General features: G+C 73.2%; 22 protein-coding genes and 1 tRNA gene. 9 read left to right on the plus strand and 14 right to left on the minus strand.

The genetic code is table 11. The annotated features are described in order from the left end of the window. Positions 1–110 precede the first annotated feature (110 nt). The 5 genes from AC069K_RS23750 to AC069K_RS23770 are packed head-to-tail and all read left to right on the plus strand — an operon-like array spanning position 111 to position 3,971. A complete protein-coding gene (locus tag AC069K_RS23750; RefSeq protein ID WP_478619513.1) occupies positions 111–1,997 on the plus strand; it encodes an ATP-binding protein in 1,887 nt (628 codons plus the stop codon). A 7-nt stretch (positions 1,998–2,004) separates the two neighbouring features. Next, positions 2,005–2,439: a roadblock/LC7 domain-containing protein gene (locus AC069K_RS23755; RefSeq protein WP_067166122.1), complete on the plus strand. Its 435-nt coding sequence runs from the start codon at positions 2,005–2,007 to the stop codon at positions 2,437–2,439. Positions 2,440–2,441: 2 nt separating this feature from the next. Beyond that, positions 2,442–2,813, plus strand: coding sequence for a DUF742 domain-containing protein (locus AC069K_RS23760; RefSeq protein WP_365106503.1), 372 nt, complete (start codon positions 2,442–2,444; stop codon positions 2,811–2,813). Beyond that, positions 2,791–3,405, plus strand: a complete 615-nt coding sequence (locus AC069K_RS23765; protein WP_365106505.1) for a GTP-binding protein — start codon at positions 2,791–2,793, stop codon at positions 3,403–3,405. Before AC069K_RS23760 ends, AC069K_RS23765 begins: the two co-directional genes overlap by 23 nt. Further along, positions 3,402–3,971, plus strand: a complete 570-nt coding sequence (locus AC069K_RS23770; protein WP_478619518.1) for a GAF domain-containing protein — start codon at positions 3,402–3,404, stop codon at positions 3,969–3,971. Before AC069K_RS23765 ends, AC069K_RS23770 begins: the two co-directional genes overlap by 4 nt. 27 nt (positions 3,972–3,998) lie before the next feature. On the opposite strand, the gene AC069K_RS23775 is transcribed toward AC069K_RS23770, so the two are convergent. Continuing rightward, a complete protein-coding gene (locus AC069K_RS23775) occupies positions 3,999–5,204 on the minus strand; it encodes an acyl-CoA dehydrogenase family protein (RefSeq protein WP_358836057.1) in 1,206 nt (401 codons plus the stop codon). Between the two features lie 609 nt (positions 5,205–5,813). Here AC069K_RS23775 and AC069K_RS23780 point away from each other — a divergent pair. The 3 genes from AC069K_RS23780 to AC069K_RS23790 all read left to right on the plus strand — a co-directional run bounded on the left by AC069K_RS23780 (position 5,814) and on the right by AC069K_RS23790 (position 9,582). Beyond that, complete coding sequence (locus AC069K_RS23780; protein WP_478619522.1) at positions 5,814–7,037, plus strand: Gfo/Idh/MocA family protein; 1,224 nt, start codon at positions 5,814–5,816, stop codon at positions 7,035–7,037. 69 nt (positions 7,038–7,106) lie between these two features. Then, positions 7,107–7,183: transfer RNA gene (locus tag AC069K_RS23785), tRNA-Pro, on the plus strand. Between the two features lie 179 nt (positions 7,184–7,362). After that, the gene (locus tag AC069K_RS23790) at positions 7,363–9,582 is read left to right on the plus strand and encodes an NADP-dependent isocitrate dehydrogenase (protein WP_478619525.1); all 2,220 of its coding nucleotides are present in this window, start codon (positions 7,363–7,365) and stop codon (positions 9,580–9,582) included. 107 nt (positions 9,583–9,689) lie between these two features. Here the strand turns inward: AC069K_RS23790 and AC069K_RS23795 are convergent, their stop codons facing one another. The 11 genes from AC069K_RS23795 to AC069K_RS23845 all read right to left on the minus strand — a co-directional run bounded on the left by AC069K_RS23795 (position 9,690) and on the right by AC069K_RS23845 (position 20,907). Next, positions 9,690–10,943 (minus strand): MFS transporter, encoded by a 1,254-nt coding sequence (locus tag AC069K_RS23795; RefSeq protein WP_478619528.1) that lies wholly within the window; start codon positions 10,941–10,943, stop codon positions 9,690–9,692. A 139-nt stretch (positions 10,944–11,082) separates the two neighbouring features. After that, positions 11,083–11,445: an ArsR/SmtB family transcription factor gene (locus AC069K_RS23800; RefSeq protein WP_478619531.1), complete on the minus strand. Its 363-nt coding sequence runs from the start codon at positions 11,443–11,445 to the stop codon at positions 11,083–11,085. A 75-nt stretch (positions 11,446–11,520) separates the two neighbouring features. Then, entirely contained in the window at positions 11,521–12,246 is a 726-nt protein-coding gene (locus tag AC069K_RS23805; protein ID WP_358836052.1) for an SDR family NAD(P)-dependent oxidoreductase, read from the minus strand. Between the two features lie 69 nt (positions 12,247–12,315). Continuing rightward, complete coding sequence (locus AC069K_RS23810) at positions 12,316–13,692, minus strand: aldehyde dehydrogenase family protein (RefSeq protein ID WP_365106525.1); 1,377 nt, start codon at positions 13,690–13,692, stop codon at positions 12,316–12,318. Further along, positions 13,692–14,789 carry a phenazine biosynthesis protein gene (locus AC069K_RS23815; RefSeq protein WP_478619534.1) on the minus strand — a complete coding sequence of 366 codons (1,098 nt, stop codon included), beginning with the start codon at positions 14,787–14,789 and terminating at the stop codon, positions 13,692–13,694. Before AC069K_RS23815 ends, AC069K_RS23810 begins: the two co-directional genes overlap by 1 nt. A gap of 215 nt (positions 14,790–15,004) precedes the next feature. Further along, positions 15,005–15,886, minus strand: a complete 882-nt coding sequence (locus AC069K_RS23820; RefSeq protein ID WP_478619537.1) for an inositol monophosphatase family protein — start codon at positions 15,884–15,886, stop codon at positions 15,005–15,007. A 4-nt stretch (positions 15,887–15,890) separates the two neighbouring features. Beyond that, entirely contained in the window at positions 15,891–16,748 is an 858-nt protein-coding gene (locus AC069K_RS23825) for an NAD(P)H-binding protein (protein ID WP_478619540.1), read from the minus strand. 44 nt (positions 16,749–16,792) lie between these two features. Then, entirely contained in the window at positions 16,793–17,479 is a 687-nt protein-coding gene (locus tag AC069K_RS23830) for an FmdE family protein (RefSeq protein ID WP_478619542.1), read from the minus strand. A 67-nt stretch (positions 17,480–17,546) separates the two neighbouring features. After that, a complete protein-coding gene (locus tag AC069K_RS23835) occupies positions 17,547–18,164 on the minus strand; it encodes an MPN domain-containing protein (RefSeq protein ID WP_478619545.1) in 618 nt (205 codons plus the stop codon). Beyond that, positions 18,161–19,630, minus strand: a complete 1,470-nt coding sequence (locus AC069K_RS23840) for a class-II fumarase/aspartase family protein (protein WP_478619548.1) — start codon at positions 19,628–19,630, stop codon at positions 18,161–18,163. Before AC069K_RS23840 ends, AC069K_RS23835 begins: the two co-directional genes overlap by 4 nt. Further along, entirely contained in the window at positions 19,627–20,907 is a 1,281-nt protein-coding gene (locus AC069K_RS23845; protein ID WP_478619551.1) for a Glu/Leu/Phe/Val dehydrogenase dimerization domain-containing protein, read from the minus strand. The genes AC069K_RS23840 and AC069K_RS23845 overlap by 4 nt, the downstream gene beginning before the upstream one ends. A 174-nt stretch (positions 20,908–21,081) precedes the next feature. Here AC069K_RS23845 and AC069K_RS23850 point away from each other — a divergent pair, with 174 nt between their 5' ends. Next, positions 21,082–21,516, plus strand: coding sequence for a MarR family winged helix-turn-helix transcriptional regulator (locus AC069K_RS23850; RefSeq protein WP_478619554.1), 435 nt, complete (start codon positions 21,082–21,084; stop codon positions 21,514–21,516). Positions 21,517–21,877: 361 nt separating this feature from the next. Here AC069K_RS23850 and AC069K_RS23855 read toward each other — a convergent pair whose 3' ends face one another. Beyond that, positions 21,878–23,053 (minus strand): nitric oxide synthase oxygenase, encoded by a 1,176-nt coding sequence (locus AC069K_RS23855; protein ID WP_478620034.1) that lies wholly within the window; start codon positions 23,051–23,053, stop codon positions 21,878–21,880. A gap of 252 nt (positions 23,054–23,305) precedes the next feature. Continuing rightward, positions 23,306–24,115 (minus strand): helix-turn-helix transcriptional regulator, encoded by an 810-nt coding sequence (locus tag AC069K_RS23860; RefSeq protein ID WP_478619557.1) that lies wholly within the window; start codon positions 24,113–24,115, stop codon positions 23,306–23,308. Between the last annotated feature and the right edge of the window lie 96 nt (positions 24,116–24,211).

The raw sequence follows: 24,211 nt of genomic DNA on the forward strand, positions 1-24,211 counted from the left end.
GGGTGAGGGGTTGACCCCTACTGTGAGTGGCCGACGATCAACGCGGGCCCTCATGGAACGAGCGGGGCCCGGGACCACGATCTCTGGGACCCCACGTACCGAGGACGCAGATGTCTCATCTTCGCGCACCCGCCGCGCGGTCCGACCGCCGCGAGGGCGGGCGGCACGGACGTACGGCACACCGGGCGACCCCCCCGGCCGCACCCGCGGGCGCCCCGGCCCCGGCGGGACGTCCGCCGAGCGGGCAGCGCCCGTCCACCGAGAGCCGGATACGGCCCCAGCTGCTGCGCAGCGCGGTGCTGCCCGCCCTGGCCGCCGTGCTGTGCGGCACGGCCGCCGTCGTCGTCACCCTCCACTCCACCCACGCCCACCCCTCGAAGACGCTCTGGGCCGCGCTCGCCGGGATGGCGCTGCTCGCCCTCGCGGCCGTGGCCGCCGCCGCCATCGGCGCCGACCGGGCCGCCAGGACCGTGCTCGCACGCGCCAACGGACTGCGCAGGGGCAGCGCCCGCTCGGCCGCCGACCTGCGCACGGTGGTCGACGGACTGCGCCGCGGCGAGGGCCCGCCCGCCCGTCGCGGACCCGCGCAACTTCCGCCCGGCGCGGACGAGTTCGACCTCCTGGCGCACGAGCTGACCCGCTCCCACGAGGCGGCCGTCGCCGCCGTGGTGCAGGCGTCCCAGCTCTCCAGCAGCGTCGGCAACGAACAGAAGGTCGAGGTCTTCGTCAACCTCGCCCGCCGCCTCCAGTCCCTGGTGCACCGCGAGATCCAGCTCCTGGACGAGCTGGAGAACGAGGTCGAGGACCCGGAGCTGCTCAAGGGCCTCTTCCACGTCGACCACCTGGCCACCCGCATCCGCCGGCACGCGGAGAACCTCGCCGTCCTCGGCGGTGCCATCTCCCGCCGCCAGTGGTCCCACCCGGTGACCATGACCGAGGTGCTGCGCTCCTCGATCGCCGAGGTCGAGCAGTACCCCCGGGTCAAGCTGGTGCCGCCGATCGACGGCACCCTGCGCGGCCACGCGGTCGCCGACGTCATCCACCTGCTGGCCGAACTCGTCGAGAACGCCACTCTGTTCTCCGCCCCGCACACCCAGGTCCTGCTGCGCGCCCAGCTGGTGACCGCCGGGCTCGCGGTCGAGGTCGAGGACCGGGGCCTGGGCATGCCGGTCACCGAGCAGAACAAGATGAACGCGCTGCTCGCCGACCCCGATCAGGTGAATGTCGCCCACCTCCTCCAGGACGGCCGGATCGGCCTGTTCGTGGTCTCGGCGCTGGCCCGCCGGCACGGCATCGCCGTCCGCCTCCAGACCAACATCTACGGCGGCGTCCAGGCCGTACTGGTGCTGCCGCAGGGCCTGTTGGGCGCCGACTCCGAAGCCCCGAAGGAGGGGCAGTCGAGCGAGCGGCAACCCCTGCCCGAGCCCGCCCGCACCCCCCTCCCGGCCCAGCCCCAGGCCCCCGCGGTCCCTCCGCAGGCACCCCCGCCGGCCCCGGCCGCGGCGCCGATGACGCCGCCCGCCCCCCGCACGCCCGAGCACGCCGAGCCACCGGCGTCGTCGCCCGGCCGGCCCCGGCACGGCGAGACCGTGTCCGCCCAGGGCACCGCACCCCTCCCGGTCCGCGCCGCCCACGAGGAGCGACCGGGCCCGGCCGCCGCCGTCCCCGGCACCCACCGGGTCACCGGGGAGACCGCGGTGCCTCCCATACCCCCGGCGAACGGTACGGTGCGCGGCGCGGGCCGCCCCGATCTGCCCCGGCGCCGCAGCCAGGAGCATCTCGTCCCGCAGTTGCGCGACGCCCCGGCCGCCCGCAGGGAGGACGAGCACGCCGTGCACGACCCGGGGCTGATGGCGGCGTTCCAGCGGGGCATCGGCCTCGCCGAGTCGCAGCCCGCCCCGCACGACCACACGGCCGTACCGCAGCCGCACCCGCCCCACCCCGCCCAGTCGTTACAGCACCCGGCAGAAACTGACGCCGAACACTCCAAGGAGTAGATGCACCATGGCGAGCGATGCGCCGACCGGACACGTCTCGGACCTCGACTGGCTGCTCAGCGGACTGGTCCAGCGGGTGCCCTACACACGCAACGCGGTCCTGCTCTCCTCCGACGGGCTGGTGAAGTCCGTGCACGGTCTCGACGTCGACAGCGCCGACCACATGGCGGCCCTCGCCTCCGGGCTCTACTCGCTGGGCCGCAGCGCGGGCGCGCGCTTCGGCGACGGCGGCGAGGTCCGCCAGGTGGTGGTGGAGCTCGACTCCACGCTGCTCTTCGTCTCCACGGCCGGCTCGGGCACCTGTCTGGCCGTACTCGCCGGGCGCGAGGCGGACGCGGCGGTGCTCGGGTACGAGATGGCGATGCTGGTCAAGAGCGTACGGCCCTATCTCGTGACGCCGGCCCGGCAAGGCGCCGGCACGCCGAGCGGCACGAGGCGCTGAGCGTGCCCGCCCCGCAGGACGGCCCATGGCTGGACGACGCGGCCGGGCGGCTGATCCGGCCGTACACCGTCAGCAACGGGCGCACCCGGCCGACCGCCACGCTGGACCTGCTCTCGCAGGTGATGGCGACCGGACAGCCGCCCCAGGCACCGCTGGGGCCCGAGCACTCCCAGGCGCTCGGGCTCTGCGAGGGACCCACCTCGGTGGCGGAGATCGCGGCCCATCTGCGGCTGCCCGCCGTCGTCACCAAGGTGCTGCTGTCCGACCTGGTGGACTGCGGAGCGGTGACGGCCCGCGCACCCCGCTTCCACCACACCCCGACCGACCGTTCTCTGCTGGAGGCAGTGCTCGATGGCCTACGACGACGGCTCTGACGTCAGCCCCGCCGTGGATCTCTTCCCCACCGCGCTGAAGATCCTCGTCGCCGGCGGCTTCGGGGTCGGCAAGACGACCTTCGTGGGCGCGGTCAGCGAGATCGAACCGCTCTCCACCGAGGAGCTGCTCACCACGGTCAGCGTGGCGCACGACAGCCTCGAAGGGGTCGAGTCCAAGACCACCACGACGGTCGCCATGGACTTCGGGCGCATCACGCTCGACGAGCGGCATGTGCTGTACCTGTTCGGCACGCCCGGACAGGAGCGGTTCTGGTTCATGTGGGACGAGCTCTCCGAGGGCGCGCTCGGCGCGGTGATCCTCGCCGACACCCGGCGCCTGGAGGACTGCTTCTCCGCCGTGGACTTCTTCGAGCGGCGCGGGATCGGCTTCCTCGTCGCGGTCAACGAGTTCGACGGTGCCTACCGCTACAGCCCCGACGAGGTCCGCTCCGCCATAGACCTCAAGCCGGAGGTTCCCGTCGTGCTGTGCGACGCCCGTATCGGCAGCTCCGGGATCGGGACCCTGGTCACCCTGGTCCAGCACCTGCTGTCCACCTTTCCGGCCGCCACCAGCCATGGAGCCCACACATGACGTACGACCCCACCGGCCATCTGCTGCTCACCCCGGTCGACCAGGAGGCGCCCGTCCGCGTCCAGCGGCTGCGCCAGCTCGGTATCGGGGAGCACGTCGATCCGGCGTTCGACGAGTTCGCGCACAAACTCGCGGAGGTCACCGGGGCGCCCTATTCGATGGTCAACTTCATCGACGAGCACCAGCAGTTCTTCGCCGGGCTGCACACCCCCGAGGGGGCGCACGCGGGCACCGATCTGAACGCGGTGGCCGCGGCCGGCGGGGTGAGCCGTTTCATGGCCCGCGACCACGGCTACTGCCCGCACGTCGTGGTGCGCCGAAAAGCCCTGGTCCTGGAGGACGTCTGCGACTATCCGCGGTTCGCGGGCAACCCGGTGGTCGACGAGATCGGCATCCGCTCCTATCTGGGCGCGCCGCTGATCGACCGGACCGGTATCGCGCTCGGCACGATCTGCGTCGTCGACACCGAGCCCCGGCCGTGGGGCCGGGCCGGTCTCGAGACGATCAAGTCGATGGCGGCCGAGCTGATCGAGCAGATCCACCACCGGGAGGACGGCGGCTTCTGACCGCCGCCCCCGATGACTTCCGCGCGGTCAGTGGGCCGCCGCGAACTCGTCCGTGCGTACGACGTCGGAGAGCCGCTGGGACCACTGGCCCTTCGCCGTGCCCAGCGCCACCTCCGCCAGCCGCAGCAGCTGGACGTCCGTGGTGCCGGCCGGGGCGAAGATGTGGTGCGCGTCGCGCAGGTACCGCTCGATGGGGCAGTCGGTGAAGAGACCGGCCGCCGCGTGGATCTCCATGGCGCTGCGGGCCGAGTCGAGCGTGGACTCGACGTTGACCACCTTGGCGTTCATCAGCTCGGCGTCGCACGGGAGCCCCTGGTCGAGCAGGTGCACCGCGTGGTAGGCCGCGAGCCGGGCCGTCATCAGCCGGGACTGGAGCTGGCCCAGCTTGATCTTGATGTTGGGCAGTTCGTACAGCGGTTTTCCGTAGCGGACACGCTCCGCGCAGAACCGGCTGGTCTCCTCCAGGATCGCCCGGTGGATGCCGAGCGAGACGGCCGTCAGATTGGCCCGGCCGTACAGGACGCTGGAGGAGTAGGCCACGGCGAGCCCGTCGCCCTCCTCGCCGAGGCGGCTCTCCACCGGCACCCGGCAGTTGTCGAAGCGGAGTTCGCCGAAGCTGAAGCCGTGCAGGCCCATCGTGTCGCGCTCGGCGCCGAGGGAGAACCCGGGCCGGTCGGACTCGACGAGGAACGCGGTCAGCCCGCCGGAGCCGGGGCCGGTGCGGACGACGACGCCGTGCACGTCCCCGACATGGCTGTTCCCCACGTACACCTTGCGCCCGTTGAGGACGTAGCTGTCGCCGTCGCGGACCGCGCTCGCCGTCATCCCGAGGACATGCCCGCCGGACTCGGGCTCGGTCACCGCGATCGTGGGCAGGCAGTCACCGGCGGCGATCGCGGGCAGCCAGTGCTTCTTCTGCTCCTCACTGCCGAAGTGGACTATCTTGGCCACCCCCAGCTGGGAGGCCTGGACCATGGCGCCCATGGCGCCGCTGACCCGGGAGAGCTCCTCGATGATGATCGTCTTTCCGAGGTGTCCGACCCCCATCCCTCCGTACGACGGACTGACGGTGGCACCTATCCAGCCCTGCCGGGCGATCAGTCGTGACAGGTCGTACTGGACGGAACGCGCCGCCTCCATCGCCGCTATCCGGGGCCGGATCTCGCGTTCCGCGAACTGGCGTACACGCTCCCGTAGTTGATGGTGCGGGCGGCTGCTGAAGTATCCGTCCATGGCGAGCCCTCCTCCGCGAAACGCCTGCTCGTCACGGTGTTCGAGCAGGTGGTGCATCGGCAGTGGTCCCCGTCCCGAAGAGGCCGACCCACTCATGTTGTTGATCATTCATTGGCGCTACAACGTCCTTGTCAACTTTGGCCGAAACAGGGCGTGTTGACGTTTGACTACTGGTGTGTTCTGTGAGGTTGGCCTCCTCGGTTCCACTCGGTTGGCATTCCCCGGTCTCGTCTTCTTGCCACATGCCAACGGCAAAGGTTTCGTGGGCATACGGCACTGAGGGACAGGTTCTGGTCCCGGATGCGCACCGAAATGGCATCGAGGAGCACCCGGGAAAGCGCGGAGAGGCCGCGCGTGAACGCGTTTGGAGGCCCTTCGGCCATCCGCCGTACGGCCTCCGCCTGTGCGAACCTGATCGTTTCACCCGGCGCCCCTCGGGCAGGACCGCGCACCGGCGCCTTGGAGCGGAGTCCGGTGGAGATGGCGCGAAAGCGTCGTCGCAGGCGCGCGCCCCGGCGCGCGGCACCGGCCCGGGCGCCGATGTCATCATCGGGCAGCGGGGCGGCCCGGCGAGCGGGCCATCCCGCCCGGACCGTAAGGAAGTTGACCATGACCGACCTCCGTATCGGCGTCCTCGGCTACGGCCTGCGCGGCAGCCTCGCCCGCGTCGCCCACCGCCCCGGCCGCGGCGCCGTCGTGACCGCGCTCGCCGACCCCGACCCCCGGGCCCGCGCGGAGGCGGCCGGGGCCTTCCCCGAGGCCGCCCTGACCGGCGACCACCGCAAGGTCGTCGAGGACCCCGGCATCGACGCCCTGCTCGTCCTCACTCCCGACCACACCCACGCCGACCTCGCCTGCACGGCCCTGCGCACCGGCAAGGCCGTGCTGGTGGAGAAGCCCCTGGACATCTCGGTCGAGCGCTGCGACACGATCCTGCGTACGGCGTACGAGACCGGCTCGCGGCTCTACGTCGGCCACAACATGCGCCACATGCCGGTGGTCCGGCTGATGCGCGACCTGGTCGGGCGTGGGGCGATCGGGGCCGTCAAGACGGTGTGGATCCGCCATTTCGTCGGCTACGGCGGCGACTGGTACTTCAAGGACTGGCACGCCGAGCGGGCCCGCACCACCGGGCTGCTGCTCCAGAAGGCCGCCCACGACATCGACGTGCTGCACTGGCTGGCCGGCGGCTACGCGCGCGACGTCCAGGCGATGGGCGACCTCATGGTCTACGGGGACAACCCGCACCGGCGCGCGGCGGGGGAGCCCAAGGCGGACGACTGGTACACCAAGGACGGCCACTGGCCGCCGCACACCCAGCGGGCGCTCAACCCGGTGATCGACATCGAGGACGTCTCCCTGCTGAACATGCGCCTGGACAACGGGGTGCTCGCCGCCTACCAGCAGTGCCACTTCACCCCCGACTACTGGCGCAACTACACCGTCATCGGGGACGCGGGCCGCCTGGAGAACTTCGGCGACGGGCCGGGCAGCCGGGTCAAGGTGTGGAACACCCGCCGCTCCCACTTCCGGGACGAGCCCGACGAGGTCCACGAGGTGCCGCCCGCCCGGGACGACTCGGGGCACGGCGGGGCGGACCCGCTGCTGATGGACGAGTTCCTGCGGTTCGCCCGCGAGGGCGGCCCCACCGACACCTCGCCGGTCGCCGCGCGGATGGCGGTGGCGGCGGGCTACGAGGCGACCATGTCCCTGCGCGACGGCGGCACGCCCCGCCGGGTCGAGCCGCCGGCCCCGGATCTGGTGGCGTATTTCGCGGGCGGCCAGCGGCGCCGCTCCACGGCGCCGGACCCGACGGCCGAAAGCGGTTCGTGACCACCGGTCGAAGTGCGGTATTGTTCTCGTGCACGTTCGGCCGGGGGAAACCCCAGGTCAGACGGGCACCGGGACGTGGCGCAGCTTGGTAGCGCACTTGACTGGGGGTCAAGGGGTCGCAGGTTCAAATCCTGTCGTCCCGACCAGCGTTTTCGCAGGTCGGAAGCCGTCTTCTCCATCGGAGAAGGCGGCTTTCCGTGTGTTTTCTCCCGTTCCCGGGCCCCTTCCAGGGCCCGCCACCCCGGGGCAGGGCCCTGTCCGGGCCGGGGCCGCCACGAGATATCTTGATGTCGAGCAATGTTGCATACGTGGAGTGGAGCACCCGGTGACTGACTCGACCATCATCTACACCCACACTGACGAGGCGCCCGCGCTGGCGACGTACTCGTTCCTGCCTGTGGTCCAGGCGTATGCCTCGACGGCCGGGGTCACTGTGGAGACGCGGGACATCTCGCTGGCCGGGCGGATCATCGCCCTCTTCCCGGAGTACCTCCAGGAGGGGCAGCGCATCGACGACGCCCTCGCCGAGCTCGGCGAGCTGGCGAAGACGCCCGACGCCAACATCATCAAGCTGCCGAACATCTCGGCCTCGATCCCGCAGCTCAAGGCCGCCGTCGCCGAGCTTCAGGCGCAGGGCTACGCCCTCCCGGACTACCCGGACGACCCGAAGACCGACGAGGAGCGCGACATCCGCGCCCGCTACGACAAGGTCAAGGGCAGCGCCGTCAACCCGGTGCTGCGCGAGGGCAACTCCGACCGCCGCGCCCCCGCCTCGGTGAAGAACTACGCCAAGGCCCACCCGCACCGCATGGGCGCCTGGACCCCCGAGTCCAGGACCAACGTGGCGACCATGGGCGAGAACGACTTCCGCTCCACGGAGAAGTCCGCGGTCATGCCGGCCGACGGCACGCTGCGCATCGAGCTCAAGGGCGACGACGGCTCGACCACCGTGCTGCGCGAGTCGGTACCGGTCCTGGCCGGCGAGGTCGTCGACGCCTCGGTGATGCGCGTCGCCGCGCTGCGCGAGTTCCTGACCGCGCAGATCGCCCGGGCCAAGCAGGAGGGCGTGCTGTTCTCCGTGCACCTCAAGGCCACGATGATGAAGGTCTCCGACCCGATCGTCTTCGGTCACGTCGTGCGCGCCTTCTTCCCCGGCACCTTCGCCAAGTACGGCGAGGCGCTCGCCGCCGCGGGCCTGACCCCCAACGACGGTCTGGGCGGGATCCTCGCGGGCCTCGCGGCCCTGCCGAACGGCGACGAGATCAAGGCCTCCTTCGACGCCGAGCTGGCCGAGGGCCCCGCGCTCGCCATGGTCGACTCCGACAAGGGCATCACCAACCTGCACGTGCCGTCCGACGTGATCGTGGACGCCTCCATGCCGGCCATGATCCGCACCTCCGGCCACATGTGGGGCCCGGACGGCCAGGAGGCCGACACCCTCGCGGTGCTCCCGGACTCCTCCTACTCCGGCGTCTATCAGGCCGTGATCGAGGACTGCCGCGCCCACGGCGCCTACGACCCGGCGACGATGGGCTCCGTGCCGAACGTCGGCCTCATGGCGCAGAAGGCCGAGGAGTACGGCAGCCACGACAAGACCTTCGAGATCTCCACCACCGGCACCGTCCGCCTGGTCGACCAGAACGGCGACGTCGTCCTGGAGCAGGCCGTCGCGGCCGGCGACATCTTCCGCGCCTGCCAGACCAAGGACGCGCCGATCAAGGACTGGGTGAAGCTCGCCGTCACCCGCGCCCGTGCCACCGGTGACCCGGCCGTCTTCTGGCTCGACGAGACCCGCGCCCACGACGCCAACCTGATCGCCAAGGTCCGCCAGTACCTGGGCGAGCACGACACCGACGGCCTGGACATCCGGATCCTCGCCCCGGTCGAGGCCACCAAGCTGTCGGTGGAGCGCATCCGCCGCGGCGAGAACACGATCTCCGTCACCGGCAACGTGCTGCGCGACTACCTCACCGACCTCTTCCCGATCCTGGAGCTGGGCACCAGCGCCAAGATGCTCTCCGTGGTCCCGCTGATGAACGGCGGCGGCCTCTTCGAGACGGGCGCCGGCGGCTCCGCGCCCAAGCACGTCCAGCAGCTGGTCAAGGAGAACTACCTGCGCTGGGACAGCCTGGGTGAGTTCCTGGCCCTTGCGGTCAGCTTCGAGCACCTCGCCACGACCAAGGGCAACGCGCGCGCCCAGGTCCTGGCCGACACGCTCGACCGCGCCACGGGCTCCTTCCTCAACGAGGACAAGTCCCCGAGCCGCAAGCTCGGCGGCATCGACAACCGCGGCAGCCACTTCTACCTGGCCCTGTACTGGGCCCAGGAGCTGGCCAGGCAGACCGAGGACGCGCAGCTCGCGCAGGCCTTCGCCCCGCTGGCCAAGACGCTGGCCGAGCAGGAGGAGACCATCGTCGCCGAGCTGATCGCGGTCCAGGGCTCCCCGGCCGAGATCGGTGGCTACTACCAGCCCGACCCGGCGAAGGCGGCGGCGGTCATGCGCCCGTCGACGACCTTCAACGAGGCCCTCGCGCTCCTCGGCTGATCCCGAGCGGCACCCGACCGCCCCGGCCGGCACCACGCCCGGCCGGGGCGGTCCGCTTTTCCCGGATCTTCCCGTGTTCCCGGTGGTTTCCCGTACGTGACGTGCCGTCAGCGCACGGACACCGTCGCCCGGTGTACGGCCGCCCGCTCCGGCGCGCGTTCCCGCGGCCACACCGCCGTCGCCGCCGCTGCCGCCGCCAGCGAGACCACCCCCAGCACCCCGGCCGTCACCGGCACCCCGGCCCCCGCCGCCAGCCATCCCGCCAGCGGATACGTCAGCAGCCAGCAGCCGTGGGAGAGCGAGAACTGGGCGGCGAACGCGGCGGGAAGTTCGGCGGCGGGCGCGCAGCGCCGGATCAGCCGGCCCCCGGGGGTCAGCACCGCCGAACTGGCCGCGCCGATCGCCGCCCAGGTCACCAGCATCCCCGCCCAGCTCCCGCTCCCCGCCGGGGCCAGGGTGGTGAGGGCCACCGCGACCAGGACGCCCGGCAGCGCGTAGGCGGCGCGGAGCATCACCGCGCGGTCGCTCGCCCGGGACAGCAGCCTGGGGAGCCACAGGGCGGCGGCGATGGAGCCCGCGCCGTACGCGCCGAGGGCCAGCGAGACCGCCCCGGCGGACTCGTGGAAGTGGCCGCGCACCACGACCACCGTGTTGACGAAGACCATCGCGCCGGCCGCCGCCACCGCGAGGTCGAGGGCGAGCAGCGCCCGCAGTCGCGGCTCCGCCCAGAACAGCCTGGCCCCGGACGCCGCCGTGGCGTACGCGCCCCCGGTGCGCGCGGGCTCCGGCGCGGGCCGGGGCAGTACGGCCGACACGACCAGGGCGGCGGACGCCAGGAAGCCCAGGGTCGTGCCCGCGAAGAGCCAGTGGTAGGAGACCGCGGTGAGCAGCAGGGCCGCGAGTGCGGGGCTCAGCAGGCTCTCCAGGTCGTAGGCGAGGCGTGACATGGACAGCGCGTGGGTGTAGTCGCGCTCGGCGGGCAGCACCTCGGGCACGGTCGCCTGGAAGACCGGCGTGAAGGCGGCCGAGGCCGCCTGGAGGAGGAAGATCAGGACGTACACCTGCCAGACCTGCGCGACGAACGGCAGGGTCAGGGCCACGCCCGCGCGCAGCAGATCGCTCGCCACGAGCAGGGCCCGGCGCGGGACGCGGTGGGCGAAGGCGCCCACGAGCGGGGCGACGCCCACGTACGCCACCATCTTGATCGCCAGCGCGGTGCCGAGGACGGCCGAGGCGTGGCCGCCCGCCATGTCGTAGGCGAGCAGGCCCAGCGCGACCGTGGCGAGGCCGGTGCCGAGGAGCGCGACGACCTGGGCGGTGAACAGGTGGCGGTAGGTGCGGTTGCGCAGTACGGACAGCATGGGATCCGTCCCGGGGGCACGAGAAGGTGCGGGGAACCCCATCGTAACCAATGCGTGCGTACTTATGCACATGTTCGGCGGTCGTCACCCGTGGGACGCCGGTGCCGGGCGGGCCGGTCGCGCGGGTCGGGCGTGCGGGTCAGTCGTGCGGCGGGAGGGCGCCGAGCTGGTGGTCGGCCACGTTCATGGCCTCGTCGACCAGCCGGCGCAGATGGCCGTGGCGCAGCGAGTAGACCACCCGGCGTCCGTCCTTGCGGGTCGCCACCAGACCGGCCAGGCGCAGCTTGGCCAGGTGCTGGCTGACCGAGGGGCGGGCGGCCCCGCAGGCCTCGGTGAGGGTGGTGACATCGGCCTCGCCCGCGCCCAGCTCCTTGAGCAGGGCGAGCCGGGTGCGGTCCGCGAGCAGCGTCAGTACGGCGACCGCGACGTCCAGGCGCTCGTCCTCGCCCGTGGTGCGCGGGTGCGAGGAGTGCGCATCCGGAAGGTGCTTGCTCGCGCTCATGGGCCCATCGTAGAGGTCCGGTACGGGCACGACGGGCGGCCGGCCCGCACCGGTCCGCCGCTCAGCGACGGGCCCTCACCGGGTGGGGATCACGCCGCCGTCGACCCGGACGACCTGCCCGGTGATGTGGCGGGCGGCGGGCGAGGCGAGGAACCGGACGACCGCCGCCATGTCCTCGGGCTGTCCGGCCCGGCCCAGCATGGTCTCCGCCACCCGGGCCTCGTGGAACTGCTCAGAGCGGCGGTCGCGGAAGAACTCCGTCTTGTCGACGTAGCCCGGCGCGACCACGTTGCAGGTCACCCCGCGCGGCCCGAGCTGGCGGGCGGCGAAGATGTTCCAGCTGTTCATGGCCGCCTTGGCCGCGCCGTACGAGCCCGCGCCCCGGTCTGCCGCGAAGGAGCTGATGTTGACCACGGCGCCCCCGGAGGCGAGCTGCTTGTCGACGGCGGCCGTGGTCAGCACGGCGCCCAGCAGGTTCGCCTCCAGGTTCGCCCGCCAGCGTTCGGCCATGGCCCGCAGATCGCCCGGCGGCGGGGCGTCGAACTCCCGGTTGCCGCCCGCGTTGTTGACCAGGACGTGCAGCACGTCGGGCAGCCGCTCGCGCAGGCCCTCCAGCTGCTCGGGGTCGGTGACGTCGCAGGGCAGCGCCGTCACCCGGCCGTCGAGCTCCTCGGCGGCCCTCAGCAGCACGTCCTCGCGGCGGCCGCTGATGACGACGTGGTCGCCGTCGGCGAGGAAGGCCGCGGCTATCGCCTTGCCGATGCCGGTGCCGCCGCCGGTCACCAGGACGGTTCGAGTCATCTCCACACACTCCAGGGGTCGTTGCAGCGCAGTAGGGCGGGGTCGCGCGGGCGGCTCGCGGGCCGCGTCTCAGGCCGAGGTGCCGAAGGCCCGGGCCTCCATCAGGTCGTGGCTCAGATAGCCGTCGTGCGGACTGGTCCGGCCCGCCTGGTACGTGGGGATGGGGCCCAGCAGGACCTTGCGGATCGACCGCTCCCGCAGCGCCTCGCGCGCCAGCGGCTCGTCGCCGCCGAGGATGGTGAGGGCGAGGGTGTCCCGCAGCGGGCCGAACCCCTCCTCGCGCCGCCACGGCAGGATCCACACGCACGGGAACGAGAGCTCGATCCGGGCGCCGGGATGGTCGGAGCGGTCGCAGAGCAGGACGGCGGGACGCAGCGCGGCCGACCCGTCCCCGAGGTCCGCCACCGGCCCCTCGGGATACAGCGGCGCGGCCACGTCGACCGCCCCCTCCAGGCGTGCCGTCAGATGCTCGCGCAGCGCCTTCGCCTCCGCCAGTGGCAGCACCGGCACCTGCGCCTCGGGCGACTGGGGCGGCGCCGGGGTCAGTTGGGCCAGCCGCTCGGCCACGGCCGCGGCCAGCGCCGCCGGGTCGGCGTCGGTGAACACGGCGGTCGCGTTGGTGCAGCGCATCCCCGCGTCGTAGCCCACCGAACGGCAGATCACGTCGACGGTCTGCTCGGTGATCGCGCCGGTGTGCAGCAGCTTGGAGCGGCCCGGCCCGCGCAGGATGACCCGGCGGTCCTCGCCGTAGCGCCGGGCCGCCGCGTCCCCGCCGAAGACCAGGCTCAGATCGGCCGCCTCCACCAGCGCGTCCCCGGTGGCGTGGCTGCCGGGCAGCAGCGAGAGGTAGTGCGGGGCGACGCCCGCGTCCAGGAGTGCGGCGATCATCCGGGCCGGGGTGAACGGATCCCGGGTCCCCGGCCGCACCACCAGCCGGTACCCGCAGGCCAGCGCGGTGAGCCACTGGGTGTGCGTACCGGGGTTGTTGCTGGGCGCGATCACGGCGAGGACGTCGCCGCGGCGCGTCCACACCGTGGAGATCTCGCCCGGGACGGGCGCGGCCGGGACGCCGGCCGGGCGCTCGGCGAGGAACTTCGCGCCCACGTCTCGGAACGTCTCGGCGACATCGTTCAGCGAGTGCCGGGCCACCGCGACGGGCACCCCCGTGACGCGGGACTGGAGTTCGCCGTAGGCCTGCGGTGTCAGCCCGCCCAGGGTCGCGGTGGCGAAGAGCTCGCCCGCCGCCGCGATGCGCTCCGGCTCCGGTGTCCGCTCGGCCCCGGCCCGCGCGTCCGCCACGGTCAGCCGCGCCAGCAGCGGCGGGGCGAGGTGGACCAGCGCCAGCGGGGTGCCGTCGACGCCCGCGAGTTCGGCGCGCTCGGCCGACTGCCGGGGCAGACCCGCCCGGATCAGCGGGATCTCGTACAGGTCCTCGGCCCCGTCCATCAGTACACCCCTTCGACCACGGAGGTGCCGACCGACTCGTACGGGCGGACCCCGGAGAGCTCGATGCCGGGGAAGCCGTCGACCGCGGCGCGGCGGGTCGCCAGGTCCCGCTCCAGGGTCGGCGGGGTGAAGTAGTCCCGGGTCAGCACGGTGATGACGACCCGCCCGTCCTCGTCGTCGCAGACGATCCGGTCCGGCTGCGCGGGGTCGACGAGTTCGACGACGGTGTACGGATAGAAGGGGCGGAAGACGCACGGCGCCGCGTCGCCCGGGCGCGGGGTGCGCTGCGGGGCCACGCCCATCATGGTGTTGCCGTACGCGCCGGCCAGCCTGGCCCGCGGGAACATCTCCTCGTCCAGCAGGCGCAGGGTCTCGCCGTCCATGCTGGTGCCGCCCCAGATGATGCCGCGCACGCTGTCGCGCAGCAGGGCGTGGACGTCCTCGCGGGCGCCGATGGACTCCAGGATGCGCGGCGTGGTGGAGATGCCCCGGATGTCCTGGGTGCGCAGGACGTCCTTGACCTGGTCGAGGATGTGGTCGACATAGCGGCGGAACTCGCTCTGGCGCCCCTCGCTGACACAGCGCCGCACCCAGCGCGGGTCGAGGTCGACGAAGTAGCAGAGCATGCCGCGCAGTTCGGAGAGGGTGCTGATGTTCTTGGCCATGACGTGCGGCCCGGTGGGGCCGATGTGCAGCCAGTTGCCCTCGCCCGAGGGGAATCCCTGCTCGTCGAGCATCAGGCTCTGCCACTGCACGTTGCGGCGCCGCGAGGTGGCGTCCACGATCCGCTTGGGCGCTCCGGTGGCCCCGCCCGACTCGTAGATCCCGTACCGCGTGCCCGGCGCGCTGCCGCGCGGCACCAGCTGGTCGGCGGCTATCCGGCTCCAGTCGACCGGCACGTCCGCGAACAGGCGCAGATCCGCCAGGCTCTGGACGTCGGTGCGCGGGTCGAAGGAGAAGTCCTTGGCGCGCTCGACCCAGTACGGGCTGCCGGTCAGCGGCGAGAAGTGCCACTCCATGGTCGCGCGGACGAGGTCGTCGATGTCGGGCAGCTGGTCAAGTGGGGGCTCGAACACGGAAGTGAAGTCGTCGGCCATCTCGGTTCGGTCCTGTCCGTTCTGGAGGGATCGGCGACCCGGCGTCTCGACACGCGGCGGGCGTAGAACAGGTGACTGATTGTCAGAGGTCCTGATTGTTGGCAGTATGTTGAGCGCGGGAAGGGGCGTCAAGACTGCCCGCGCCGCCGGTGGGGAGTCGGCCGCGCGGAGGCGACGCCCCGATCGGCCGGGGGGCCGGGCCCGGCCCCCCGGCCTCACCCCGCGGCCGGTGACCCCGGGCGGGCCCGGGGCGCCGGCAGTGTCGCGGCCGGCCGGATGCCGTGCACCGCGAAGGCGGTCAGGAGCGCCCGGGTCAGCCCCGGACGGCAGATCACCGCCAGCGGGGCCCGGCGGCCGGGGTCCACCGGACCGGGCCGCCCCTCCTGCGGCGGGTACAGCCGGCTCACCTGGAGCCCGGCCGCCCGGGCCACCCGGAACAGCGCCTCGTCGCCCCACTCCCAGGCGCCCGCGGTGTGGATGTAGGCGTCGGCCTCGCCCTGGACCACCGCCAGGACCTTGGCCCCGGACGAGCCCATCGGGACCAGCTCGCCCCCGGTCTGGCGCACCACCGTACGGGCGAACGCGGCCGGGTCGCGGGTGTCGACCACCACCCTCGGCCGCTGCCGGGGCACCGGCCGGGGCCGGCGCCACCCCGCGTCCCGGTCCGCGGTGCACACCACCTCGCACAGCGCGGGGACCGCGACGGCCGCGGCCACCACACCCCGCTCCCGCTCCCAGAGCGCGAGCTGCACCGACCAGTGCGGATCGCCGCCGGCGTGGTACTCCTCGGCCGAGTCCAGCGGCTCGACCAGCCACACCCGGCGTCTGCGCAGGGACTCCGGCGCCCGGTCGGCCGGGCCGGTGAGCATCCCGTCGCGCGGATAGCGGGCGCGGATCCGGTTGCGCAGCAGCAGCCCCGACCAGGTGCGGCCGAGCTGCGCCATCTTGGCGCCGCCGGGGGCGAGGCCGTCCTCGTGCTGCATCCGCAGATCGAGGAGGAGCCGTCCGGCCGCCACCGCGGAGCGGGCGGCGAAGCCCGCGGCGAGGAAGTCGTCGGCGACGACCGCCCGTTCGGCGGCGCGCGGGGTCACGGGCATCGGCTCAGCCCTCCGCGTCCGGCAGGAAGTGCGGGAGGTGGGCCTTGAGGAAGTCCGCGACGGGGCGCGGCTCGTGCCCGGTGAGCCGGCGCACGTCGTCGGTCACCGGCTCGCCCGCGCCCTCCCGGAACTGGCCGAAGAGCGCGTCCAGTTCCGCCTCCCACGGCCGGTGCTCCCGCGCCAGCCACGCCGCCAGCTCCGCCCCGGCGAGCTCCCGCGCCGAGACCGGCGCCGACAGCAGCCCGGCCAGCATCTGGGCGAGCTGGGCGAAGGTGGGCGCGGCCGGGCCGGTGAGGGCGTAGGTGCGGCCCTCGTGCCCCGGCTCGGTCAGGACGCGGGCCGCGGCCTCGGCCACGTCGTGCTCGTCGACGACGCTCACCCCGCGCCCGCCCGCCGGGTCGACCAGCACCCCGCGCCGGCGCACCTCGGGCGCGTAGTGCCGGATCAGTTCCTGCATCGGGTAGTTGGGGGACAGGATCGTGTACGGCAGGTCCCGCTTGGCCAGATACCGTTCGGTGATCCAGTGGTGGCGGGCCCCGGGCGCCGGGCTGTCCTCCCGTACCGCCGCCTGCCACGGCGACATCTTCACCAGCCGCGCGCCCACGTCGGCGGCGACGTCCACCGCGGCGCTCTGGCACTCCACGTCGCAGGCGGCCGAGAGGAACAGGCTCGCGCAGCCCTCGGCCGCCGCCCTGACCGGGCCCGGGTCCGAGAGGTCCCCGGTCACCACCCGCACGCCCGGCCCGGCCGGGACCCGCTCGGGGTCCCGCGCCAGGACGGCCACCTCCACCTCACGCTCCCGCAGCGCACGGACCACCAGCTGTCCCAGTCCGCCCGCCGCGCCGATCACGAACACTGTCACGGCCCCTGGGCCCCTTCCGCACGTACGCGCTCGGTCGGCATCGGTCAGTGCTTGTGCTCGTGCTGGTGGCCGTGGCGGTGCTGGTGGCTCTGCGGGTGGTGTCCGTGGTCGCCGTGGCCCTCGGGCAGCACCCCGCCGTGCGCGGCCAGGTGGCAGGCCGGGCAGACCATGCGGCCCCGGTGGTCGTGGAGCGTCTCCACACTGGTGGGCTCACCGCAGTCCACGCAGAGGTCCGTGCGGGCCAGGTGCTTGACGCCCGGCGCGGGTGCCTCGACCTTCTCGACCGCGAGGATCTCCTCGTCCGCCACGCTCAGCAGCTTCGCGATCCGCTCGCCCTGGAGCCGTGCGAAGGACGCCTCGTCCTCCAGGGTCGCGGTGCCGTCGTCGATCCGGCCGGCCAGCGCCCAGATCTCCTCGGTGCGGAAGACGACGCTGTCCGCCTTCGCCCGTATCCGCACCCCCTGGGAGCCGTCGCGCTCCCAGAGCGTGAAGACGTTGCGGCCCGCGTCCTGGTGGATCAGGTTGCGCTTGCCGTACGTACAGCCCGTGAGCACCTGGAGCGCGTCGACCGCACACGCGTCGGTCTCGGAGACCAGGACCAGGGGCGTGCCCGGGTCCTTGAGGTCGAGGGCGGCGAGCCCGGCCTCGGCGACCCGGACGCCGAAGGCGGCGCCGGGGCACTCGTGGCCGTGGAAGCGGATGACGTCGTTGTAAGCCTGGGTGCGATCCATGACGACCTCTTTACGGATGTGCGGATGGGATGCGGAACGGTCGGTACTGCGCGGAGGACCGGGCGGTTCAGGCCCGGGCCGTGCGCATGCCGGGCAGCGGCGGGACGATGCGGACGGTCGCCTCGCGGTCGTTGTCGCCCTCGAAGAACGCCCGCAGGAGCGGCCGGTGCAGATCGACGACGGACAGGATGAACGTCCACTGGCCCGACTCGGCGGCCAGCACCCGGTCCAGATGGGTGCAGGTGTCCCGCAGCGGATCGTGCGGCCAGGGCACCCGGTGGGTGTGGTAGTTGCCGAACAGCACCCAGCCGGCGTCGTCGCAGGCGTCGTCGATGGCCATCAGCTCACGCGGATCGGCGATCCAGCCGCGCTGCTCCATCGGGGTCTCGGACGGGACGGCGTGCTCCTGGACCACCTCGTCCATCCGGGCCCGGTGGCCGCTGTCGTGGCGCATGTTGACGATGAGCGGGAAGACGGAGCCGACCTGGATGCCGCCCGGCACCGGGCGGCCCGCGAGCATCCCGAACGCCTTGCGCTCCTCGGTCTCGCCCGCCAGGTAGTGGCCGGTGAACTTCCGTACGGCGTGGGCGACCAGGCTGGAGTAGAGGGGACGCGGGAAGACGATCTCGCGGGCCCGGGATATCTCCCCGGTGTCGGACTCGGCGGGCGCGAGCGCGGCGTTCATCGCGCGTCGCCGCCCTCGGTGTGCCGCGCGGGCCGGGCCAGCGCCTCGCGCGCCCCGGCCACCGCCCGGCCGGTCAGGGCCACCGACTGGCCCAGATAGGTCGCCGGGTCGAAGATCTCGTCGAGGGCGGCGGCGTCCAGCGGCGCGCCCGCCAGCCCGTCGCGGCCGGTCACCTCGCGCATGGAGGTGCCGTTGTCCCGCGCCGCCTGGACGAGTTCGTACACGTACTCGTGGGCGGTCTGCTTCCCGATGTGCTTGCCGAGCGCGAGCATCAGCTTCTCGGTGGCGATCTGCTCGGCGACCGCGGCGACGTTGGTCCGCAGCCGCTCCGGGCGCACCGCGAGGCCGCTCACCAGGTGCGTGACGATCTCGCACGCCGACAGGGCGTAGTGCGAGGCGTCGGGCACGCAGGCCCATTCGATGCGCAGCGCCCGCGAGTCGCGTTCGTGGTCACCGCCCATGCAGGCCAGGGCGTTGGCCATCTGGGCGGCCGCGAGCCGCGCCATGACGACGGCCTGCTCGCACGCCTCCGGGTTGCGCTTGTGCGGCATGGTGCTGCTGCCGACCTGGCCGTGCCGCCAGCCGATCTCCAGCTCGCCGAACTCCGGCCGGGACAGGACGCGCACCTCGTCCCCGATCCGGCCCATCGTCCCCGCCACCATCGCCACCGTGGAGACGAACTCCACCACCCGGTCCCGTGACACGTGCCAGCCGACCGCGGGCGCCGCGAGGCCGAGCCGGGCGGCGAACGCCTCCAGGAGGGGCAGCGCCCGCTCCCCGAAGCCGGCCATGGTGCCGACGCCGCCGAAGAGCTGCGCCGCCAGCACCCGCGGCCGCAGCTGCTCGATCCGCTCCAGATGCCGGACGACCTCGTCCAGCCAGCTGGCGATCTTGATCCCGAAGCCCATCGGCAGGGCGGGCTGGGCGTGGGTGCGGCCCAGGGCCACGGTGGCGCCGTTGGCCTCGGCCAGGTCGGCGAGCTGCCCGGCGAGTCCCCGCAGCAGCCCCTCCATCTCGTCCAGGACGTCCCGCATCTCCAGCACCTGCGCGGTGTCCTGGATGTCCTGGGTGGTGGCGCCGTAGTGCACGTACTCACCCGCGCCGCCCTCGCAGGAGGCCTGGAAGACGCGGAGGAAACCGACGAGGGAGTGGCTGGTGCGGCGGATCTCGGCCTGGATCGCGGCCAGGTCGAGCCGGTCCACGTCGGCGGCCTCCGCGATCATCCGGGCGGCCGCCGCCGGGATGATGCCCAGCTCGCCCTGGCTCAGGGCGAGCGCCGCCTCGACGTCGAGCCACCGTTGGTAGCGACATCGGTCACAGAAGACGCGGTGGCTGGCCTGGGTGCTGTACCGGTGCCCGTAGAACCGCGAGTCGGTGATGTGGCTGCGTAAGTGGGCGCACTCGGTGGCCTCCGGGGCGGGGGCCGGACGGGTGGCGGGGGTCTCGGGCGAGGGTGCGGTGGTCATGACGGTCGCCTCTCGGACTTCTGCGGGGTACGGACGGAACGCCCCCGGCTGCCCCGCGGCGCGGGGCGGACCGGGCGGTACGGACTTGCGCCATACGGCTTCTCGCCGGGCGAGACGATCGCCGACGCGGCGATTCCGGCGGCCACCTGACGCGGGCTCACCCGCCGGTCGCGCGCTCCGCAGAGGATGTCCCCGACGAGCTCGCGCATCATCGCCCCGATGGTGTCGAGCACCTCGGGCGCCGTCGGTGTGGCGGGCGGACCGAACAGCGCCTCCATCGAGGCCGAGCCGCCGATCCCGCCGATGAAGTCGGGCACGACCACGACCCCGCGGTCCAGGAGCAGCCGCTCGGCGGTGGCGCTCAGCCCGCAGTTGGCGCCCACGGCCACGATCGGCACCGGCAGCACCGCCGCCCGCTCGGCCGTGACCGCGTCCTCGCCGCCCGCGAGGACCAGGACGTCGGCGGGCAGCTCGAACAGGGCCTCGCGGGGCAGCCGCATCGGCTCGGCCAGCAGGCTCTGGACCGGGCGGCGCTGGTCGAGGGTGAGCATCCGCGCGATGTCCAGGCCGCGCGGGTCGACCGCGCAGCCGTACTCGTCGGCGACGACCGTGATGCGGACGCCCGCCTCCAGCAGGGCGAGCGCGGCGGCCCGCCCCAGGTTGCCGAAGCCCTGGAGGGCGACGCTGACCCGGCTGTCGCGGCGGCCGGTGTGGGCGGTCGCGGCGAGCGCGGAGTGGGCGAGGGCCTGGCCCGCCCGGCGCTGGCCGAGGGTGAGCAGACCGACGCGGGTGTCGAGCAGGCCCATCCGGGCGCGGAACTCGCGGTCGGTGATCCGCTGCGCCCGCCGGACGGCGATCTTGGCGGAGTCGATGCCGAGCGCCCCGGCCATCGCGTCGAGCTCCTCGAACCGGGTGCCCATGTCGCACCCCATGCTGAAGCGGGTGCTCAGCTCCTCGGCCAGGAAGGCGACGAAGCGGCGCAGCACCTCCGCGCGGTGCGGGCCGTGCGGGTCGTAGGCGATGCCGCACTTGGCACCGTCGACGTTGACCCCGAGCACGCGCTGCTTGAGCGTCATGCGTCCCGCGAGGGTCTGGAGGGTTTCGGCGGTGAGCCCGGCCTGCATACGGCACCCGCCCGCCGCGAGGCGGCAGTCCGTGGCGTCGTAGACCAGGTAACCGGGGCAGTGCTCGACCGGATCGACATACTCGATGACGCTGACCATGGTTCCCCCGTAGGTCATGAAGATCGCGCGGATGAGGGCGCGCGAATTGAGCAAGATAGATTGTCTGCTACAGTGACAATCAGGTGCTCTGTCAAATCGGGAGCATGGCCGACCGGTGACTGGAGAGTCAAGGGCCCTGTTTCGCGGCCCTCATGATGGACCGTCACCACTGGAGGGTGAACCGAAAAAGTGGTGGCGAAGAGGGAACCGAACAGTGGGACACAGCCGTTGTTCCCCGGGTTGCAGGGCTGGCACGGCTTCCTCCTCCGCAAGGCCGGCCAGCGTTTCACCGAGCAGGCCGAGCAGGCCCTGGGTCATCTGGACATCACGCTGCGTCAGTTCGGTGTGCTGAACGTGGTGGACTCCGAGCCCGGGATCAACCAGCGGATGGTCGGGCAGACCCTGCGCATCGACCGTACGACCATCGTCGGGCTCGTCGACGACCTGGAGCGCAAGGATCTCCTGGAGCGCCGTCGCGGCGCCGACCGCAGGACCTTCGCGCTCTATCTGACCGACCGCGGCACCGTGTGCTTGCGGGACGCGGGAGACCTGATGGTCAAGGTCCATGAATCGTTCCTGCAGCCCCTGTCGGCGGCGGAGCGCGACGTGCTGCGTCAGCTACTGCAACGGCTCGCGGTCGCGGACGAGTCGACGGCCCTGTAGCGGTCCGGGCCCTCCGGTACGGCCCCGACTCCCGTGCGTCCCGGCCCGGTTGAGTGTTCGGCAGGTCATTGCGGTGCGTCACTCTTGCGCATCATGTGCAATTACGCCAGTCTGGCATTGGCCCCTCCGTGATGCCGCCCGTCCCACGGGCCGCCCGTCGGCGGCCGCGCCCCGCGCCCTAAGCGTCCCCGCCCCCTTGAGGGTCCGGGGCCGTCGCGCACATCAGGGGGTTCGGGCCGACGGCCGGACGGCACCGGCGGACGGAAGTACCAGAGCATCTCAGTCCCTCGGGGGACACCCCGGTACGCCCGTGGCCCCGCACCTCCCTACGCATCCCCCGCACCGGTGGCCGGGAGGACCGTCACGACATGCGCCGAATCGATTCGCCGCGGGCCCGGGCGGCCGCCTCGGGATGATGCGCGAACCCCGGCCGCAGCTCCGCCGGGTCGTAGGTGCGGTGGAAGACCTTGGTGGTCGCGCCGGACATCGGGGGCACGATCCAGGACCAGTCGGCCGGCACCGAGCGGCCCTTGTGCTCCTCGCGCTCCAGATGCCGTACGAAGCGCCGGGACTCGGTGTGGTGGTCGGCCATGGTCACCCCGGCCCGGTCGAAGGAGTGCAGCACCGCCCGGTTCAGCTCGACCAGGGCGCGGTCCTTCCACAGCGAGCGGTCGTCCGCGGTGTCCAGGCCCAGCCGCTCGGCGACGCGCGGCAGCAGGTCGTAGCGGTCGGTGTCGGCGAGGTTGCGGGCGCCGATCTCCGTCCCCATGTACCAGCCGTTGAAGGGCGCCGCCGGATAGTGGATCCCGCCGATCTCCAGGCACATCCCCGAGATCGCGGGCACGGCGTGCCAGCGCAGCCCCCACGCGCGGCCCCAGTCGTCCTCGGGGTGGTCGAGGGGCACTTCGAGGACCGCGTCGGCGGGCAGTTCGAAGGTCCGCGGCTTGTCGTCGACGCCCTCGACGATCAGCGGCAGTACGTCGAAGGCCGTGCGCGGCCCGCCCGGCCAGCCGAGGCACAGCGCCAGGTCCGTCAGCCCGGCGTTGCGCGGGTCGCCCAGGACGCGGCCGTCGGCGGTGCGGTAGCCCGCGTACCGGATGAGCTGCTCGTTCCAGATGCGCGGCGCCGGGCGGCCCGGCGCCTCGGGGGCGAAGACGGTGATCAGGGGGCGGATGCGGCCGCCGTTGGTGGCCTCGCGCAGATGTCCGGCGCACGCCTCGGCGATCGGCTCGGCGTCGGTGAGGTGGCGCAGGTCGCGCACCCGCAGCGACCGCCAGTAGAGGCGGCCTATGCAGCGGTTGCTGTTGCGCCAGGCCACCCGGGCGCCGAACTCCAGCTCCGCGGTGGTGTGCCGGTAGGTGCCGGTCGCCCCGATCTCCTCGCGTATCTCCGCCAGCCGCTGCTCCGGGCCGCCGGGCGCGGGCTCCTCCGCGTGGTGCAGCCGGACGAACTCGGCGGCCTCCTCCCACAGCGCCGCCCCGGCCGGGCTCGGGCCGCCGCTCGCGGGGCGCCTCGGCCTGGCGAGGAATTTCCGTATCACGCGCACCTCCGGGCCCAACGACGATCGGTGGGCCGATGATGCCCGCGATCCGCCGGCGGGGGACGGCCGTTGCGGAGCAGTGATGGGCAATGGCGTGTTCGGATCGCGCGATGACTGTTTTCGATCGGGTCCAGGGCCATGTGCGGGGGACCGGGGGCACCCCCGTGACCCCCGGTCCCCGCCGGCCCCCGATTTCCCCCCGGGACCCGCCCCCGCACCCATGGTGGCAAGCCCCACATGTGCGCGGCGTCAACCGGCCGTTGGGCCCGGGGTAAACCTGTGCGGTACACCGGAGGTGGGCGCGGCGAGTCCCGGCGCCGCCCGACGCGCCCCCGGTGTGTGCCCGAACGCCCGGCGGAAGACGTCGATGAACGCGCTCGTCGAGGACCAGCCGCACCGCCGCGCCACCGAGGTCACCGTGGCGTCCCCCGAGAGCAGCACCAGCGCGTGGTGGAGCCGCAGTTGGGTGCGCCACTGCGGAAACGTCATGCCCAGCTCGGCGCGGAACAGCCGGGCCAGGGTGCGGGCGCTCGCCCCCACCGCCGCCCCGAGCTCCGCCAGCGGCCGGGGGTCGGCCGGGTCGTCGTCCAGGAGCGCGCAGAGCGCCGCCAGCCGGGGATCGCGGGCCGTGGGCAGGTGCAGCGGCTGCTCCGGCGCGTGCCGCAGCTGGTCCAGGACGACCGCCAGCATCCGGTCGGCCTCGGGCGTCCCCCTCGGGCCCGGCGAGCTGTACGCGATGACCAGCTCGCGCAGCAGCGGCCCCACCGCCAGGACCGCGGGCCGGGCGAGGCCCAGCGGATCGCGGTCCACCGGAACGCCGACGGTGTGCAGATCCGTCTCGCCATACGCCCGGTGCTCGTGCGGCGTCCCGGCGGGCACCCAGATCGCCCGGGTGGCCGGGGCCACCCAGGTGCCCGCGTCCGTCGTCACCGACAGGACGCCCCGGCCCGCGTAGACGACCTGGTGCACCTCGTGGCGGTGGGTCCGCACCCCCGTGCCCGGGGCGAGGTACCGGGTCGTGGTGGGGACGTGCGGCGGCCCGTGGCGGAATATCGGCACAGCTCGGCACTTTATCGGAAGCCCGCCGACCGGCGGCGCCCACAGGATCGAGGGGTGACGACGACAGCGCCGCCCGCCGGCCCCGCCAAGAGACCG

It is taken from the genome of Streptomyces sp. NPDC043908, assembly GCF_056435525.1.